General features: G+C 46.1%; 16 protein-coding genes. All 16 read right to left on the bottom strand.

The window, feature by feature from the left end:
- Window positions 1–3: 3 nt before the first annotated feature.
- Entirely contained in the window at window positions 4–837 is an 834-nt protein-coding gene (fliP, locus tag OCU77_RS04540) for a flagellar type III secretion system pore protein FliP (protein ID WP_107302327.1), read from the bottom strand.
- Window positions 834–1238, bottom strand: coding sequence for a flagellar biosynthetic protein FliO (gene fliO / locus OCU77_RS04535; RefSeq protein ID WP_239686030.1), 405 nt, complete (start codon window positions 1236–1238; stop codon window positions 834–836). Before fliO ends, fliP begins: the two co-directional genes overlap by 4 nt.
- 23 nt (window positions 1239–1261) lie before the next feature.
- The gene (gene fliN / locus OCU77_RS04530) at window positions 1262–1651 is read right to left on the bottom strand and encodes a flagellar motor switch protein FliN (protein WP_048899774.1); all 390 of its coding nucleotides are present in this window, start codon (window positions 1649–1651) and stop codon (window positions 1262–1264) included.
- Between the two features lie 14 nt (window positions 1652–1665).
- On the bottom strand, window positions 1666–2712 hold the full coding sequence (gene fliM, locus OCU77_RS04525) for a flagellar motor switch protein FliM (RefSeq protein WP_048899773.1): 1047 nt from the start codon (window positions 2710–2712) through the stop codon (window positions 1666–1668).
- 7 nt (window positions 2713–2719) lie between these two features.
- Window positions 2720–3208, bottom strand: coding sequence for a flagellar basal body-associated protein FliL (fliL, locus tag OCU77_RS04520; protein WP_048899772.1), 489 nt, complete (start codon window positions 3206–3208; stop codon window positions 2720–2722).
- Window positions 3209–3274: 66 nt separating this feature from the next.
- Complete coding sequence (locus OCU77_RS04515; protein ID WP_048899771.1) at window positions 3275–5227, bottom strand: flagellar hook-length control protein FliK; 1953 nt, start codon at window positions 5225–5227, stop codon at window positions 3275–3277.
- A 139-nt stretch (window positions 5228–5366) separates the two neighbouring features.
- The gene (gene fliJ / locus OCU77_RS04510) at window positions 5367–5810 is read right to left on the bottom strand and encodes a flagellar export protein FliJ (protein ID WP_048899770.1); all 444 of its coding nucleotides are present in this window, start codon (window positions 5808–5810) and stop codon (window positions 5367–5369) included.
- Between the two features lie 17 nt (window positions 5811–5827).
- Window positions 5828–7183 carry a flagellar protein export ATPase FliI gene (gene fliI, locus OCU77_RS04505; RefSeq protein WP_048899790.1) on the bottom strand — a complete coding sequence of 452 codons (1356 nt, stop codon included), beginning with the start codon at window positions 7181–7183 and terminating at the stop codon, window positions 5828–5830.
- A 140-nt stretch (window positions 7184–7323) separates the two neighbouring features.
- On the bottom strand, window positions 7324–8121 hold the full coding sequence (gene fliH, locus OCU77_RS04500; RefSeq protein ID WP_048899769.1) for a flagellar assembly protein FliH: 798 nt from the start codon (window positions 8119–8121) through the stop codon (window positions 7324–7326).
- Between the two features lie 86 nt (window positions 8122–8207).
- A complete protein-coding gene (fliG, locus tag OCU77_RS04495; RefSeq protein ID WP_107302326.1) occupies window positions 8208–9248 on the bottom strand; it encodes a flagellar motor switch protein FliG in 1041 nt (346 codons plus the stop codon).
- Complete coding sequence (gene fliF, locus OCU77_RS04490; protein WP_048899768.1) at window positions 9241–10992, bottom strand: flagellar basal-body MS-ring/collar protein FliF; 1752 nt, start codon at window positions 10990–10992, stop codon at window positions 9241–9243. The genes fliG and fliF overlap by 8 nt, the downstream gene beginning before the upstream one ends.
- Window positions 10993–11007: 15 nt before the next feature.
- Window positions 11008–11319: a flagellar hook-basal body complex protein FliE gene (gene fliE / locus OCU77_RS04485; RefSeq protein WP_048899767.1), complete on the bottom strand. Its 312-nt coding sequence runs from the start codon at window positions 11317–11319 to the stop codon at window positions 11008–11010.
- Between the two features lie 178 nt (window positions 11320–11497).
- Window positions 11498–12910 (bottom strand): sigma-54-dependent transcriptional regulator, encoded by a 1413-nt coding sequence (locus OCU77_RS04480; RefSeq protein ID WP_048899766.1) that lies wholly within the window; start codon window positions 12908–12910, stop codon window positions 11498–11500.
- On the bottom strand, window positions 12911–13981 hold the full coding sequence (locus OCU77_RS04475; RefSeq protein ID WP_048899789.1) for a sensor histidine kinase: 1071 nt from the start codon (window positions 13979–13981) through the stop codon (window positions 12911–12913).
- Between the two features lie 148 nt (window positions 13982–14129).
- Window positions 14130–15590, bottom strand: coding sequence for a sigma-54 dependent transcriptional regulator (locus tag OCU77_RS04470; RefSeq protein WP_107302325.1), 1461 nt, complete (start codon window positions 15588–15590; stop codon window positions 14130–14132).
- Between the two features lie 174 nt (window positions 15591–15764).
- Complete coding sequence (gene fliS, locus OCU77_RS04465) at window positions 15765–16169, bottom strand: flagellar export chaperone FliS (RefSeq protein ID WP_048899788.1); 405 nt, start codon at window positions 16167–16169, stop codon at window positions 15765–15767.
- Window positions 16170–16178: the final 9 nt, after the last annotated feature.

Raw genomic sequence — 16178 nt, 5'->3', positions numbered from 1 at the left:
CGACTAGGTACCAAAACTGCCCGCGAGTGTAGACAAGATCAAGTTCCAGCCATCCACCAAAACAAACAACATGAGTTTAAACGGTAAAGAAACAATCATCGGCGATAGCATCATCATACCCATGGCCATCAATACCGAAGCTACCACCAGGTCAATAATCAAAAATGGCAAAAACAGCATAAAGCCAATTTGGAAGGCCGTTTTTAACTCAGAAGTAATGAAAGCAGGGATCAGTACTGTCATCGGCACTTCTTGTGGATCAGTCGCCGATGAACCAGACATATTAACGAAGCTTTCAAGGTCTTTAACACGCGTTTGCTTAAGCATAAACTGACGCAATGGATCTTGGGCTGCCGTAAATGCCTGCTCTGCATTGATTTCTTCGTTAATATAAGGCTGAACAGCTTGGGTATTGATTTTGTCTATCACCGGTGACATCACATAGAATGTCATGAACAAGGCAATACCGATAATCACCTGATTCGAGGGGGTTTGTTGCAAGCCCATTGCCTGACGCAAGATCGACATCACCACCACGATACGGGTGAAGGATGTCATCAAAATAATGATGGCGGGTAAAAAGCCCAGTGCTGTCATCAAGGCCAGTATCTGCAAAGTGACGGAATAATCTTCGGTTCCGTCTGGGTTCACACTGACAGAAAAAGCAGGGATCCCAGTACCATTGCGCTTGGCCACCATTTGAGAGGCACCTTGCTCACTTTGCATGGCTTGTTCAGTCACGCTCACAGTACCATTTTCAACTTCAGCAAAAGCAGAAAAACTGAAGAAGAATGTACATGCTGCCAACAATGCAGCCACTAGGCTATTTCTTATCATTTTGTTTTAGCGTCGTGTTTTAATATTTTACCCAACTGAGTAGCAAACTCAGGACGCGTAACAACAGGCTCTGGCAGTGGCTGATCCAGTTTGTTCAGTAACGAAATATTGTGTTGTGTCACACCAAGCAGTAATTGCTCTTCCCCAACCTGCACCAACAATATGCGCTCCTTTTGCCCGACAGTTAGCTGCTTAATAATCTTCATATTGCTATCGCCCTGAATCGCAGGCAAACGTAAGCGCTTTAATAACCAGGCTAATACCAAAATCAGCATAATCACGAGTAAAAGTGACGCCAAGGTTGTCGAAACATTCACTTCAGGTGGTGCAGCCATCGCTGGTAAAGATAAACCAGTCAGTAGCAGAGGGAGCAGCTTTTTCATCATTCGTTGGTCGACCATTTCACTCAATTTACATCGCAAGATTAACGTAACTTTTTAATACGTTCAGTTTGGCTAATCACATCCGTTAAACGGATACCAAACTTATCATTCACCACAACCACTTCACCGTGTGCAATCAAGGTGCCGTTAACCATCACATCAAGAGACTCACCTGCAATACGGTCTAACTCAACCACCGAACCTTGGTTCAATTGCAGTAAATTACGGATACTAATTTGAGTACGACCCACTTCCATCGAGATAGTCACAGGAATATCCATGATGCTATCAAGTTTACGGCGCTCATCTTCACTGATTGGCGCACTGTCATCGGTCAATTCTTCAAGCGGGGCAGCTTGTACTTCATCATCAGCTTGTTCAGCCAGCGCTGCTGCCCAGTCATCTGCGATTTGTTGATCATTTTGTGACATGATTACACCTATCGTTAGTCTTCATCATTAATTTCCATCAACGCGCTGCCCAATGCATCACGATCAAGGAAGGCCAGATCGGTTTTCACCATGTCTGGTCGTTTGAGTTTCTCTGTAATTTTTAAAGCGACGTTATCGCCGGCTTTGCCCATTTTCGCGCGATATGTTGGCAGATCTTCAACAAAGACGGTCGCTGCTTCAGGCATATCAATTGGGATCACATCCCCAGTTTGCAGCTCCATTAAGTCACGCAGCGATAAATCGACATCGAGTAATTTTGCGCGCATATTCACGGGCACATCCATGATTTCATCACGCAGTGCTTTACTCCAGCGAACATCGGTATCCATTTTGTCAGACTGCACACCCGCATCTAACAATTCACGAATAGGTTCCACCATCGAATATGGCATTACCACATGGAAATCACCGCCACCGCCATCCACTTCGATATGGAATGAACTCACGACAATCACTTCGGTTGGGCTGACAATATTAGCCATGGTTGGGTTTACTTCAGAGTCGAGATATTCAAACTCTACCCCCATGACAGGCGACCATGCCTCGCGGTAATCTTCAAACACTAACTTCAATAACATTTGAACAATACGACGCTCTGTTGGTGTAAATTCTCGCCCTTCGATTTTGGCGTGAAAGCGCCCATCACCGCCAAAGAAGTTTTCTACCAAGATGAAAACCAAACGCGCTTCCATGGTGATAAGGCCTGTCCCTTTTAGAGGGCGAAAGCGCACCATATTCAAACTGGTTGGAACGTATAGGGTGTTTTGGTATTCACCAAATTTGATCATCTGGACGCCATTGATCGACACTTCAGCCGTTTTACGCAGCATATTAAATAAGCTAATACGCATGTGGCGGGCAAAGCGTTCGTTGATCAATTCAAGCGTAGGCATCCGCCCACGAACGATACGATCTTGCGATGAAAAATCGAATGTCGTGGCATTGGAGGAACCACCATCATCGAGATTATCATCATCTTCTACGTCATCAACACCATGTAGTAGCGCATCAATTTCGTCTTGGGTTAATAGATCACTCACATTGAACCTATTGCATTACAAAGCCAGTAAATAAAACACGCTCGATCACTTGTCGTCCCGAGACTTTTTGCAGTGCGCCTTGCACAGATTGCAACGCTTTTTCACGTAGTTCCACGCGACCATTTGGCGTGCGTAGCTCTTCTACTGTTGCGGCACCAAAGGTTTGTAGCAAGGTACTTTCAATCAAAGGAACATGCTGTTTGGCGGTTGATTCATTGTCGTCACCTCGCACCATTAATTGCACTTTAACTTGAACAAGGCGATCGCGTTTATCACCCGTCACATTAAAGATAAAAGGCTGTGGCAAAGTCACGTAATAAGCAGGCTCAGTTTTTGCTGCTTTTGCAGGGGTGCTCGTCGCCTCAACAGTCTCTGGGGTATCATCCCCCATCATGAACCATGCTGCCGCACCACCGCCAATTAAAAGAACAACAACGGCCACTATAATGATAATGAGCTTTTTCTTACTGCCCGTTTCTTGTAACTCGTCCGCCATGCTTCCTCTTTATATTTTATTAAGCCTAAGCCAATCCAATGTGCCTATTGTCGTGTATTTTTCTGCTTAAGCATAGTAATCGACACGATCGTTTGCTGGTGTTGCATACATTTCTAGCGATTCACCATCAGCGGTACCCCAATGGCCTTCACCTTGGCCATGTCCGTGACCACTTCCATGCCCCGATGCCCCGCTTTGTTGCCCACTATTCGCGCTGCCTTGCCCATTAGCCTGCTGACCTTGTTGACCAGAAAAAGGCTGACCGGCTGTTTGCTGGCGGCTTGTATCTTGCTGTACTGATGTTTGTGCTAACTGTACACCTTGTTGCTGCATGAGTTCACGTAAACGCGGCATTGAATGTTCCAACAGTTCACGGGTTTGTGCATTCGCGGCTGTAAACTGGATCGATGCCTGATCTTGATTCATCGATAATTTGATTTGTACCTTGCCTAGCTCTGGTGGATCTAACCGAATATCAACATGCTTTAGATTTTTCGACATCATGATATTCACTTTTTCAGCCAACTCATCGCCACCTTGTTCTTTACTTAACTGAATAGGCACCTGAGCTTGGGCGATAGCCTCTGCTTTAGCAGCTTGTTGCATGGTTAAGCTACCGGCAGTAACGGTGCTGGCTGTTGCCGTCGATTCGCTGCCGGAAGTACTTGCCGTAGGATCTGGCTGACCATCGCTCGTTGCTGCCACACCACCTGCTAGCATTGCTGCAGAATAATCGATCTCGGTACTACTATCACCACTGGCAGTGGCAATACCAGCACCAACAGCAAGTCCACCCGCTAACTGAGCACTTGATGCATGGATACTATCCATCGCAGTTGGCGTTGTAACTGCATTCGATGACCACGGGATACTATTGACTAGGCTACTAGAGGTTGCAGTCCCCGTATTTGCACTGTTTGCCAAAGCAGCTGCGCCACTTGCTTGGCCTGCCACCTTATCTGTTGCACCATCGCTCACACCGCTACTTACACCCTCTACGGCTGGATCCAGGTGCACATTATTTGCCGCAGCCACACCTATAACACCAGACGCGGCAATGGCCTGACTGGCTTCTGTTGCACCTGACGCTGTGGCGTTCACAGCCGCTTCCGCTTCGCTACTGGTCACCGATGCTTGAGTTACATTAGTCGCTCCATTGGTATTCAGTGCTGTTGCAGCCCCCGCTGTTGAAGCTGCTGTAAACACATGTGCCAATGAAGCCTTGTCGCTGCTACCCTCTTGCCCTTGCAAAGCGGCCGTATCAGTATTTCCTGCATCAGCTACATTCAGCGCTTGACCTGCGGCTAACGCGGCTCCTGCTGGCAAGGAATTGCCATCTGCATCCTGAGTTGAAGGTGGGGCTAAAGGCTGCGCCTTAGTATTTGATTCTTTGGTTGGTAACTGTTTATTTGCAGCATCCATCTGACTTAAAAAGGCTTCCCCTTCTGTCATGGTCTGCTGCTTAGTTTGGCTTTGCGGTTGATGTTCACCAATAGTCGAATTTGCTGGCTGTGTTGTTGCCGCGCCTCCAACAGAAGCTGCCGCAGCCACCTCATCAGCAGTAACGTCACTTGAAGTAATCTTATCAGCCGTCGCCTCATCAGCAGTCAGATCGTTGCCCTTTACCGTGCTAACTTGCTGATTAGACGTTGTTGTTTGTGTATTCTCATCCAATGATGCGAAATCTATTGCAGCAGCATCACCCTGCTCGGATGCAATATGAACCTCTGCAGTATGTTCAGCTGATTCTGTCCCATCCACTTGCTCTGCCGTCAGTTTATTGCCGCGAGTTGTTACTGAATGCTCAGCATCTTCCGAAACAAGTTCACTGGTTTTCGATTGGCTGTTCTTGGTAGCAGGAGCTTTTGACAAAGAAGAGTCAGAATTAGCGCTAGCATGTTGTAATTCTTCAGAAAAATCACTTCCAGCCTCAACACCTTTCGTTGCTGCATTATCAACATTCGGTGCTGCTTTAGAGGCAGAAGAAAAATTAAAAGGCATTAAGCTAGACAGGCTCATAAACACTCATCAACAAGAAAAAATGGCAACATAATGAATGCAATAATTATGCAAAAATCAAGCCAACTAAAGTTTAATTGATACTGACTTCAGCAGTACCGATTCAGCGTCTAGCGATACAAGAGCCACGAAGCATAACTCAACGTAAATGGCGGCGGGCAAACTGTAATGTTGAAAATTCATCCATCATTTTTTGCTCTTGTTTATCAAGCATCTGTTGACGTTCAGTTTGCTTTTTCTCTAATAACCACTCAATAGATCGGCGCTTCTTTCGGATCTCTTGCCAGTATTCACTGCAAGCCGTCACTTGCTCATCGAATTGGGTACCAGCCATTCTCTGCTTCGCTAAGGTTTCATCTAATTGCGTCAGGAATTTTTGTAAGTGGTTGTAGTTGCTTGCAGTCAAGCCAGCCTGACCACGGCTAGAGAGTTGCTTACAGTAGTCAAGCCGGTATTGTTCAATTTGCTGAAGCTGAACCAAGTAGTTATCACGCTCATTACGCGCGTTATTTAACGCTAAAGACGCTTGGTGTTCATCTTCTTTGGCGCGTTCGAGGATAAGTTGTAAAGCACTATTAGGCATAAATTACCAATATTAAATTAGCCGCTGAGCGTACTTCGAAGCATGTTGACACACATTTGATACGGCACAGATTCTTTCATCTGCTGCTGCAAATACATATCCAATTTAGGTTTCAATACAAAGGCTTGGTCAATCGCAGGATCGGTGCCTGGTTTATAGGCCCCGATGGACACCAAGTCCTGATTCTTACGACAAATGGACAATACCTGCCGCACCGCTTTCGACATCAGCATGTGCTCGTCATCAACGATCGCTGGCATTACACGGCTGACGGAACGCTCTACATCAATCGCAGGATAATGACCAGCATCAGCCATCTCTCGCGACAGAACGATGTGACCATCCAAAATGGCTCGCGATGCATCGGCAATAGGATCTTGTAAATCATCACCCTCGGTTAGAACGGTGAAAAAAGCCGTAATAGAGCCTTGGTTTTCATTACCATTACCTGCACGTTCCACGAGGGCTGGCAATTTAGCAAAGACCGATGGCGGATAACCTTTGGTCGCTGGCGGTTCACCCACTGACAAGGCAATTTCACGCTGTGCTTGCGCGAAACGAGTCAGTGAATCCATTAATAACAAGACATCTAACCCTTGATCGCGAAAGTACTCAGCAATTGTCAGCGCAGTCTGGCAGCCTTTTAATCGCATAAGTGGCGAGGCATCAGCTGGTGCAGCCACCACGACGGCACGCGCACGCCCTTCTTGACCAAGAATTTCGTCAATAAACTCTTTTACTTCACGGCCACGTTCACCAATCAAGCCGACCACGACAACCTGCGCTGTCGTGCCTCGGGTCATCATGCCCAAGGTCACAGATTTACCAACACCAGAACCAGCAAATAAGCCAATACGCTGACCTTTACCAACCGTTAATAAACCATTAATCGCTTTAAGCCCCACATCGAGCGGCTCTTTAATTGGTTTGCGTGACAAGGGGTTAATCGGTTCAGCATTAAACGCCGCGCGTTCTGCGGTAAAGATAGCTCCCATACCATCAAGTGGGTTACCCACGCCGTCTATCACTCGGCCAAGGAGCTCCATACCAACAGGAATACCTGCGGCTTCTGTAATAGGGGTTACTTTGGCGCCCGGCATGATCCCTGTTAACTGCTCACTGGGCATCAAAAATAATGTATCACCAGAAAAGCCGACCACTTCGGCTTCCATTTCACCTTTGAGTGTTTCCACTTTACACAAGCTACCAACAGGGGCTCGACAACCGATCGCTTCAAGCGTCAAGCCAACAACGCGCACTAACCGCCCTGAGGCCACAGGACGAGACGCTAAGCCTTGAGTTTGATACTGAGATAGCTTTTGCGCGAAATTAGGAGAAACATGCGCAGGAGTAACAGGCACGGGATCTGACATAGCACCTGATGCCGCATTAGTCTCGATTAAAGGCTCATCACCTTGAAAGACATCTTGCAGCTCAGGGCCTGTTTGGGGTGTCAGATCATTAGGATGTGGCTGACTTGCTGTAAGGGGTTGCTCGGAATCAGCAGAGGACATTACTCACCACCATGTTGCTGATTCACACCTTGGAATTGCTGCAATAACTGACGAATACGATCGTCCATAAAGAAGCCGACACTTGAATCGCCAGCTTGAACATGAAGATCACCACGATTCATTGCAGGCTCTGCTTGTAGCTTCCATTGTCGATCTTCAAGATCATCATCGCTATAAGCGTCACGTATAATCTCAAGATCTTCAGGGTGAACTTGCAATGTGACAGTGCGATCAGCCATCGGCAACTCTGCAATCACTTCACGTACGGTCTGCAATATCACTTGAGGGTTAGTTTGCACTTCCACTCGAATAAGTTCTTTTGCCAAGCTCGTTGCCATTTCGACAAGTTGCTTTTCAACTTCGCTATCAAGCTGTTGAAGTGGTGTAGCGAATTGTTCAGCCAGTTTCACCAAAGCAGCAACATGAGCCGCTATTTCAACTTGTCCCTGTTGCATCCCTTCAGCGTGCCCTTGCTCTCGGCCTTCAATTAAACCTGCGTCTAAGCCTTCTTGCTTGCCGAGTTCATAGCCTTCACTATGACCCGCGGTACGACCTTCAGATAAACCTTCCTCGTAAGCTGACTGACGAATCTCGTCTAAATCAGCCGCCGTTAATGGTGGTGGACCAGGTTCTTCTTCTGGCTCTAACGGTTCAGGTTCCCATTGCGGGTCAAAGCTTATTGCATTATCGCGAGGCGCTAGTTGTTCTTCCGCGTAATCAGGAAAAGCCCAGCGCTCTAGCTCTTGTGCCTGATGCTCAGATACGCGCATAAAGCCGCGACGGCGATCAGTACTCATTAGGATACCCCGCCTTGTTGACTCGCAGTTGAGCTTTGAGTTTTTCGCTCAATACGGCCATAACGTTGACGATTGTCGTTCATCATTTATAAGAACTCATCACCGCCACCACCCGATAGCATCAATTCGCCCGCATCGGCAAGACGACGTGCAATCGATAGAATTTCTTTCTGCGCAGATTCAACGTCGGCCACACGAATAGGTCCCATAGCTTCAAGGTCATCTTGCAGCATTTCTGCAGCACGTTTAGACATGTTACGTAAGATTTTATCACGTAGCAGATCATCCGCACCTTTAAGGGCTTTTTGTAGTAGCTCTTGTGGTACATCACGCAGCAAGGCTTGAATACCACGATCGTCAACCTCTGCAAGGTTATCAAATACAAACATCAAGTCTTGGATTTGCGTAGCCATATCTTCATCATTATCGCGGATTTGATCCATCAACAAGCCTTCAACATTGTTGTCGAGGTAGTTCATGATTTCTGCCGCTGCCTTCAGGCCGCCAATTTTCGCAGCTTGTGCGCCAGCCTGACCAGCAAACTGTTTCTCCATGATGTCATTCAGTTCGTGCAAGGCTGCAGGCTGAACTTCTTCAAGGTTGGCGATACGCATCATAAGATCAAGACGTACACGCTCTGGGAATTGAGCTAAAATTTCAGCCGACTGCTCAGGCTCTAAGTACGATAATACAATCGTTTGGATCTGCGGGTGCTCGTTCAAAATGATACTGGCAACCTGACGAGGATCCATCCATTTCAATGAATCCAAGCCACGCGAACCACTGCCCATCAAGATCTGATCGACTAGATTATTGGCTTTATCTTCACCTAATGCAGCCACCAAGGCATTGCGCACGAAGTCTTCGCTGCCCATACCGATACTGGTGTACTTCTGAATATCTTCCAGAAAATTACGATGCACCGCTGATAGCTTTTCTTGGCTCAAGTCGTTCATACTTGCCATGATGCCACCAACACGTTGCACCTGTTTCGGTTCAAAGTGACGAATGATACTCGCAGCATCTTGCTCACTTAAACTCAGTAATAGAATCGCGGCTTTTTCAGTGCCTGATAAGCTGGTTACATCAAACTTTTTTTCTTCTATTTTTTCAACGTCATCAGCCATCTTCATTTACCCATGTTTTCACTACCTGCGCAGCCAAGTCTGGTTCATTTGCAACCAAGGCACGCACGGCTTTCAGTAAGTCTTCATCTTTATGCAGGTTAGGTAAATCAAGTCCGCTGCTACTAAGATCAAAGCCATCACTACCATCTAAATCGGATCCAATCAAACCAAGGCCATCACTATCATGAGTGACCATAGGTAGACCATTTTCATCCAACGGCGTGCCATCTTCAGCTTGGTTTGGATACAAGAGTTTACGCATGGCCGGACGCACCAAGGTTATCAATACCACAACGATAACCAAAGCTGCCGCTAACCAACGTACCCAGGTATTAAAGTTTTCGTGTTCCCAAATCGGGATATCTGCCAATACAGGCTCTTCAGGCAAAGCGAAAGGTACTGAAATAACTTCAAGCATATCGCCACGGTAGTCTGCAAAACCAACCCCGCCCATTAGCAAACGGCGTATTTTCGCCAATTCAGCTTCGCTCACAGGTACACGAGTGACTTCACCGGTTTCAGGGTTGGTAACTTGCTTATAATCCACAGCGACAGAGACAGTTTGGCGGCTAATCACCCCTGTTTGAGCGCGTTTGTGGCTGATAGTCGTATCCAGTTCAAAGTTACGCGTTGCTTCGCGATGAACTTTACCGTTATTCGAGCCATTACCGCTCTGTAAATCACGGATATCTTGTGGGATCGAAGCATCAGCAGGTGGCTGATTACTTAATGCCCCTGGGATTCCCGCCACAATATTACCGTTGTTGTAATCTTCAAGTGTGTATTCACTTCGCGTCGATGGTGTGGAAGGGTCGAACTTCTTACGCGTTTCTTCTAACGCACTAAAGTCCATCGACACATCCACTTGCGAGGTGTAGTTACCCAAGCCCAATACAGGGATCAGGATAGAATCTATCTTCTCGCGCAAGGCTTTTTCTTGCTTGCGCTCATACTCGTATTCTTTACGTTTCGCCGTCGCTGATGGGTCTTCTGTACCTGAGCTGAGCAAACGACCATGCTGATCCGTGACTGTCACTCGAGTTGGCTTCAGGCTAGGCACTGCGGTTGCGACCATGTCGACAATAGAGTCAACTTCTTGCTGTCCCAGCGTGGTATTGGATGACAAGGTCAAAAATACTGTTGCTGTCGCTTCTTGGTTATGGCGAACAAATACACTCTGCTTCGGCATCGCAAGTAAAATTTGAGCTTTGCGCACATGGCGAATTTGCTCAATTGCTCGTGCGAGCTGGCGTTCACGGCTTAATTTAAGTCGCTCTTGCTCTAAACGCTGTGAAACACCAAAACCCATATCTTGCAGCAAGATATCATCGCCTTCCGCCACCGCGCTATTCAACCCAGCACGAGTCAACTCAAGTTTCACCGATGCGTATTGATCACTTTGTACTCGAATCGTGTTGCCATCGAGTACATAGGCAATTTTCTTTTGGTCAAAGTGATCAAGAATAGGGATCAATTCTTCTGTCTGATACGTCCCAAGTGGGCGCATTTCAGGCTCTTTAATCCACATCACGACCATCACAATCAGCGAAACGCAAATAGCGACGGACAAGACAAGGATCACCTGACGTAGCAAATCGAGGTTGCCGAGTAAGCCGTCAACCTTGGAAGCACTTTTCGCTTCTAAATCTGGATTTTGTAGTTCAAGATCACTATCTGCTGAAACGACCGCTGAGCTAGTGTTGCCCGCGAGAGCCAGATCATGATTTTGTGATTGTTCAGACACGAATTAATTCCCGAATTAAACTGGCATGTTCATCATTTCTTTGTAAGTTTCTACCAGCTTGTTACGTACTTGTACGGTTGCTTCAAAAGCAACACTGGATTTATTACGGGCTATCATCACATCGGAAAGACTTACGCTGCGATCACCTTGATCAAAACGCGTTTGTAGCGCACTAGACTCACCTTGCAATTGGTTCACTGATTTAATGGCATTGCCAAGTAAATCACCAAAGTCAGCATTCACTTGCTGAGCCGTGGCAGGACGTGTTGTGTTCTGCGCTTCTAATGCCATGGTTTGCATTTCAGATTGAAGACCACTGATTTTCATTCGCTACCTCATGGCCCCCCCATCAATGTACATCCAAGCACATTACCATAATGAGAGAGTAGTAATTATATTGATTCGGTTTGCCATTATATTGACAGAGAGATTTATTAGCACTCTTTTCAGGCAATAAAACGGCAAACTCTACGCTATTATGTCTGCTTCGTTGAGTTCAAAGCCATTACAATGGAATTTCAATTCCAGCATCACGCATTTTAGCTAGCTTATAACGCAATGTTCGTGGGCTAATACCCAACTGCTCAGCTACATCTTTTCGACGACCTTCACAGGCGTGGATTGTATCAAGAATGATTGCGAACTCTTGCTCTCGTAATTCATTCCCTAAACCTTCACGGCTATTATTATTTGAGTGACTAACCCCATTCGCTGATGTGGCTTGTGCAACAGGCGCTACGCTTGGTGCTGTCGCGTTATCGTACGTTGGTTGGATACTGCATGCATCAAGCCAGTCTAAACTTTCAAGCAAAATGGCATCAGCATCAATTTGCGGACCATTCGCTAAAATCATGGCGCGCTGTATAACATTATCGAGCTCTCGCACATTCCCCGGCCAATTGTATCCCAGTAACTTTTGCTGCGCTTGTGCAGTAAGGCTTGGAACCACACTACCTTGTTTTACACAGTGGCGCTCTAAAAGATGTGTCGCAAGTGGCAGAATATCACCTGCACGCTCAGCCAACGCTGGCCACACCAATGGGAAAACATTTAAGCGATAATATAAGTCTTCACGGAAATTACCTTCCGATACATACTGTTTTAAATCACGGTTACTGGTGGCCAATACACGTACATCTAACTTGATGCTCTTACGGCTACCTAAACGTTCAACTTCACGCTCTTGCAGTACTCGCAGCAATTTGGCTTGAAGATTCAGATCCATCTCACTGATTTCATCCAGCAAGATCGTTCCGCCTTGTGCCTGTTCAAACTTCCCCGGACAAGCCTGAATCGCTCCCGTGAACGCCCCTTTTTCATAACCGAATAGGGTCGCTTCCAACATGTTGTCAGGAATAGCGGCGCAGTTGATAGCAACAAATGGCTTGGTATTGCGATGGGATTGCTGATGAATATAACGAGACATCACCTCTTTACCTGAACCACTCGGACCAAGTACCATCACGCTGGCATCGGTTTTCGCCACTTTATCGGCAAGTGCCAGTAGTTTTAAGCTTCTTTCATCAGCCGCAATTGCATGACTACTTTCTGTTTTAACGGGTGCGTAGCGGCTAACCATATTAAGCAACACTTCAGGGGCAAATGGCTTGGCCATATAATCAATAGCCCCTTCTTTCATTGCAGCCACTGCATCTTCAATATTGGCGTACGCCGTCATTAGCAATACTGGGATTTTAGGCCAATGCTGTTTTATATTACGCAACAGCCCTAAGCCATCCATGCCTGCCATCTGTACATCTGAAACCACAATATCGACCGACTCAGATTTCAATAACAAAAGTGCTTGCTCAGCGCTGTCCGCCTCTACCCACTGATAGCCAGCAAGGGCCAAGGTATCAACGAGTGCTTCACGCAGACCTTCATCATCTTCTACAACTAAGACTCGGCTTGTGTTCATTTATAGATCTCCCATTGGGGTATTTTCAGCGTACTGAGTAACAAGGTCACTCTCTGTGGCAACAACGTCTGCCATTGGCAATGAAACAGTGAAACATGCCCCCTGACCTTCTTGTGATACTAAGGACAGATGGCCTTTATGTGCTTTCGTCACCATTTGGACGACCGCAAGCCCAAGGCCAGTGCCTTGCTGACGAGTGGTGAAAAAAGGCTCTAATATTTTGGCTTGCATTTCAGGTGCAATGCCAGGGCCATTATCAATCACACTCAGGTGAATTTGATCTTGGTTTGCTCGGCATACCAAAGAGACTTGGCTTCCTTTTCCAGCAATTTGAACAGCGTTAGTTATCAGGTTGCTCAACGCACTTGCGAGCGCATTGGCGTTACCTAGAATCAATAGGCTTTCATCATCACATTCAATACTAAAATCAATTTTCTGCGCTAGCACCTGAGCTTCAACCATAGGTTCAAGCTCATTGAGTAACGCTTCTAACGAAAACGGCGCAACAACTTTATTATCACCACCTTTCGCAAACAACAGCATGTCATTCACTTGTTTTTCAAGATCATGTAGCCGATCTACCAACTTGGTTTGAAAGCGCTCACGGGTTTGTTCATTCAAATTAGGTGAGGATAAATTCGATGCATATAACATAGCGCTCGACAAGGGCGTACGTACTTGGTGAGCTAATGATGCAACCATACGGCCTAATGAGGACATTCGCTGCATATCACCAATGCGGGATTGCAATAAACGGGTTTCCGTCATATCTGTGATCAAAATAAGCTGGCCAGCATCAGAGGCTGAAATTGCTAGCTTTACTTTACGGCCATTACGCAGAGACACTTCGTGTCCGTCATCTTCTTTGGGTGAAAACGCACGTTGTATCACATCAAACCAGCGTTCACCCGCTAACGGCGTATCTAATAGTCGCTGTGCTTCAGGGTTTGCTTCACAGACACACCCCATAGGGTCTAACAAGATCACACCCGCAGGCAAAACATCTAATACTTGCTTATAGCGACTGATCTGTTGGCTCAAAGAGCCGAGTGGTGATTCTTGTTGATCCATACGTAAGTTGATTTGCTCGAAATAATCTAACACTTAGTCCTATTAAGCATATTTCGTGCCAATAAAAAACGTTGATTTTCAAGGGATTGAGCTTTATAGGAAGGCAATAAGGCGCGTCATTTTTATGACGCACCTTATTTTTAAGTTACTAGCTTGCTTTATTCAAGCCGTATTTGCGCATTTTTTCAACAAGCGTGGTACGACGCATACCTAACATGTCAGCAGCACGTGCAACCACTGCACCTTGAGCGTCAAGCGCTTGACGTATCATGTCAATTTCAAGCTCAGCTAACATCTCTTTTAGGTTTACACCTTCTGGTGGTAGGTCATTAAACCCAGCATTGTCATCAAGTTGCTCATCTTCAAAAGATGAGGCAAACATATCTGCGAGTGCTGCTCGTTCCTGATCTTCTACCGACAAGAAATTATTATCTTCTGGTTGGAAGTCCGGTAATTCACTATAACGGTACTTCATGGGTAGATGATTCACATCCACCATTTCACCTGGGTACAGGATAATTAAGCGTTCAACCAGATTAGCAAGCTCACGTACGTTGCCTGGCCAATCATGTTCCATTAATGAATTAATTGCACGCGGTGTAAAGTGGATAGGCTTCGCCCCTTCCGCTTCCATACGCGCAAGCAGTTCTTGTAACAAGAGTGGCGTATCTTCAATACGTTCACGCAATGCTGGCATTTCGATTGGGAATACATTCAGACGGTAATACAGATCTTCACGGAACTTATTCTCGGTGATCATTTCGTCTAAATTACGGTGTGTTGCAGCCACAATACGAACGTTCACTTTAATGGTTTGATTACCACCAACACGCTCAAAACTGCGCTCTTGTAACACCCGTAGCAACTTCACTTGCATCGACATTGGCATATCGCCAATCTCATCAAGGAATAAAGTACCACCGTCAGCTAATTCAAAACGACCTTTACGTGAAGCAATCGCGCCTGTGAATGCGCCCTTCTCATGGCCAAACAATTCACTCTCAAGTAAATCAGGCGGAATTGCGCCACAGTTTACGGGTACGAATGGCCCTTTTCCACGTGATGAGTGGTAGTGGATGTTACGTGCTACCACTTCTTTACCTGTACCAGACTCACCCAAGATCAAAACACTAGCATCTGTGGCTGAAACTTGTTCAGTCAGATGACGCACTTGGCTGATGCTTTCACTGCGACCAACCATGCTACGGAATAATGTATTTTTTCGGCCTAGCTGAGGTACATGAAAGCTACGCTTACCAAGGAACTCTTGGCAATGACGTAAAGCATCCGTCAGCTGAGGATAATGAAGCGGTAGTTCAAGTTCACCCACATAATTTGAGAGGCCAGCAACTTCGCTATCATGCGTCGATAAAGCGATTACTGGTATGTGATGATGAATCTGAAGGAAATCCAAAATCTTGGTCAGCGCTGTTGGCGAGCTAATTTTACCAAGTAAACACGCTCCCCAGGCTTGATCTAATAGTGAACTGTGCACTTCACCTGTTGAGACGGCTTCATGCTGTTCACCCACAAAATTTAAAATGACACTTAAGTCATGTCGGTGCTGCAAATCGTCATCAATAACGAGAGTTTTAGCTAAGCCTTGCATAGGTCTAACTGCCTGCCTTTATGAGGGGTTTTATTTTGTGGCCTATTCTAAAAAAGGAACAGCTACCAAAATTCATAACTGTCTATTGTAATAAATGCACAGCAGATGGCAACTGGGGACGACAAAAACCTGTGACCCCAGTACAAACCAGACGTGTTTTTTGGAAGAGGTTGATTAAATATCAAGCTGTGTCATAGAGTGAAATTCAGTTGGGATCTGATCCCAAGCAGATTTAATTTCACGAAGGATATCAACAACGTCATCCAGTTTCTCTGGTTCGTTGTTTTGATTGGCGGTGGAAATCTGATGAATCATAAAGTCATACAGTGAATCAAGGTTGGTCGCAATCTCACCACCATCTTCCATTGATAAACAACCACGCAAGCTAATTACGATGTCCATTGCTTTGCCAAGACGCTCACCTTTCACAGCAATCGAGCCTTGTTGCATTGCTGCTTTACCTTGAATCAAACGCTCAATAGCACCAGCCATTAACATTTGCACCACACGGTGTGGTGTTGCTGATGTTAGTTGGCTATCAACGGATACACGTTTATAAGCCTGAAGAGAGCCTCTCATTGCCATGAT

The sequence above is a fragment of the Photobacterium swingsii genome, from assembly GCF_024346715.1.
Classification (GTDB): domain Bacteria; phylum Pseudomonadota; class Gammaproteobacteria; order Enterobacterales; family Vibrionaceae; genus Photobacterium; species Photobacterium swingsii.
The sequence above is the reverse complement of the archived record's forward strand: the minus strand, read 5'-3'. Positions and strand labels throughout refer to the sequence as shown.

Bases quoted from the DNA above. Each gene is read 5' to 3' on its own strand.
- fliI (WP_048899790.1), bottom strand. From the start codon at position 7,183: ATGTCAGATCCCGTGCCTGTTACTCCTGCGCATGTTTCTCCTAATTTC.
- fliP (WP_107302327.1), bottom strand. From the start codon at position 837: ATGATAAGAAATAGCCTAGTGGCTGCATTGTTGGCAGCATGTACATTC.
- fliJ (WP_048899770.1), bottom strand. From the start codon at position 5,810: ATGCCTAATAGTGCTTTACAACTTATCCTCGAACGCGCCAAAGAAGAT.
- fliL (WP_048899772.1), bottom strand. From the start codon at position 3,208: ATGGCGGACGAGTTACAAGAAACGGGCAGTAAGAAAAAGCTCATTATC.
- fliE (WP_048899767.1), bottom strand. From the start codon at position 11,319: ATGAAAATCAGTGGTCTTCAATCTGAAATGCAAACCATGGCATTAGAA.
- fliH (WP_048899769.1), bottom strand. From the start codon at position 8,121: ATGAGTACTGATCGCCGTCGCGGCTTTATGCGCGTATCTGAGCATCAG.
- fliS (WP_048899788.1), bottom strand. From the start codon at position 16,169: ATGAGAGGCTCTCTTCAGGCTTATAAACGTGTATCCGTTGATAGCCAA.
- OCU77_RS04470 (WP_107302325.1), bottom strand. From the start codon at position 15,590: ATGCAAGGCTTAGCTAAAACTCTCGTTATTGATGACGATTTGCAGCAC.
- OCU77_RS04480 (WP_048899766.1), bottom strand. From the start codon at position 12,910: ATGAACACAAGCCGAGTCTTAGTTGTAGAAGATGATGAAGGTCTGCGT.
- fliN (WP_048899774.1), bottom strand. From the start codon at position 1,651: ATGTCACAAAATGATCAACAAATCGCAGATGACTGGGCAGCAGCGCTG.
- OCU77_RS04515 (WP_048899771.1), bottom strand. From the start codon at position 5,227: ATGAGCCTGTCTAGCTTAATGCCTTTTAATTTTTCTTCTGCCTCTAAA.
- fliG (WP_107302326.1), bottom strand. From the start codon at position 9,248: ATGGCTGATGACGTTGAAAAAATAGAAGAAAAAAAGTTTGATGTAACC.
- OCU77_RS04475 (WP_048899789.1), bottom strand. From the start codon at position 13,981: ATGGATCAACAAGAATCACCACTCGGCTCTTTGAGCCAACAGATCAGT.
- fliO (WP_239686030.1), bottom strand. From the start codon at position 1,238: ATGGTCGACCAACGAATGATGAAAAAGCTGCTCCCTCTGCTACTGACT.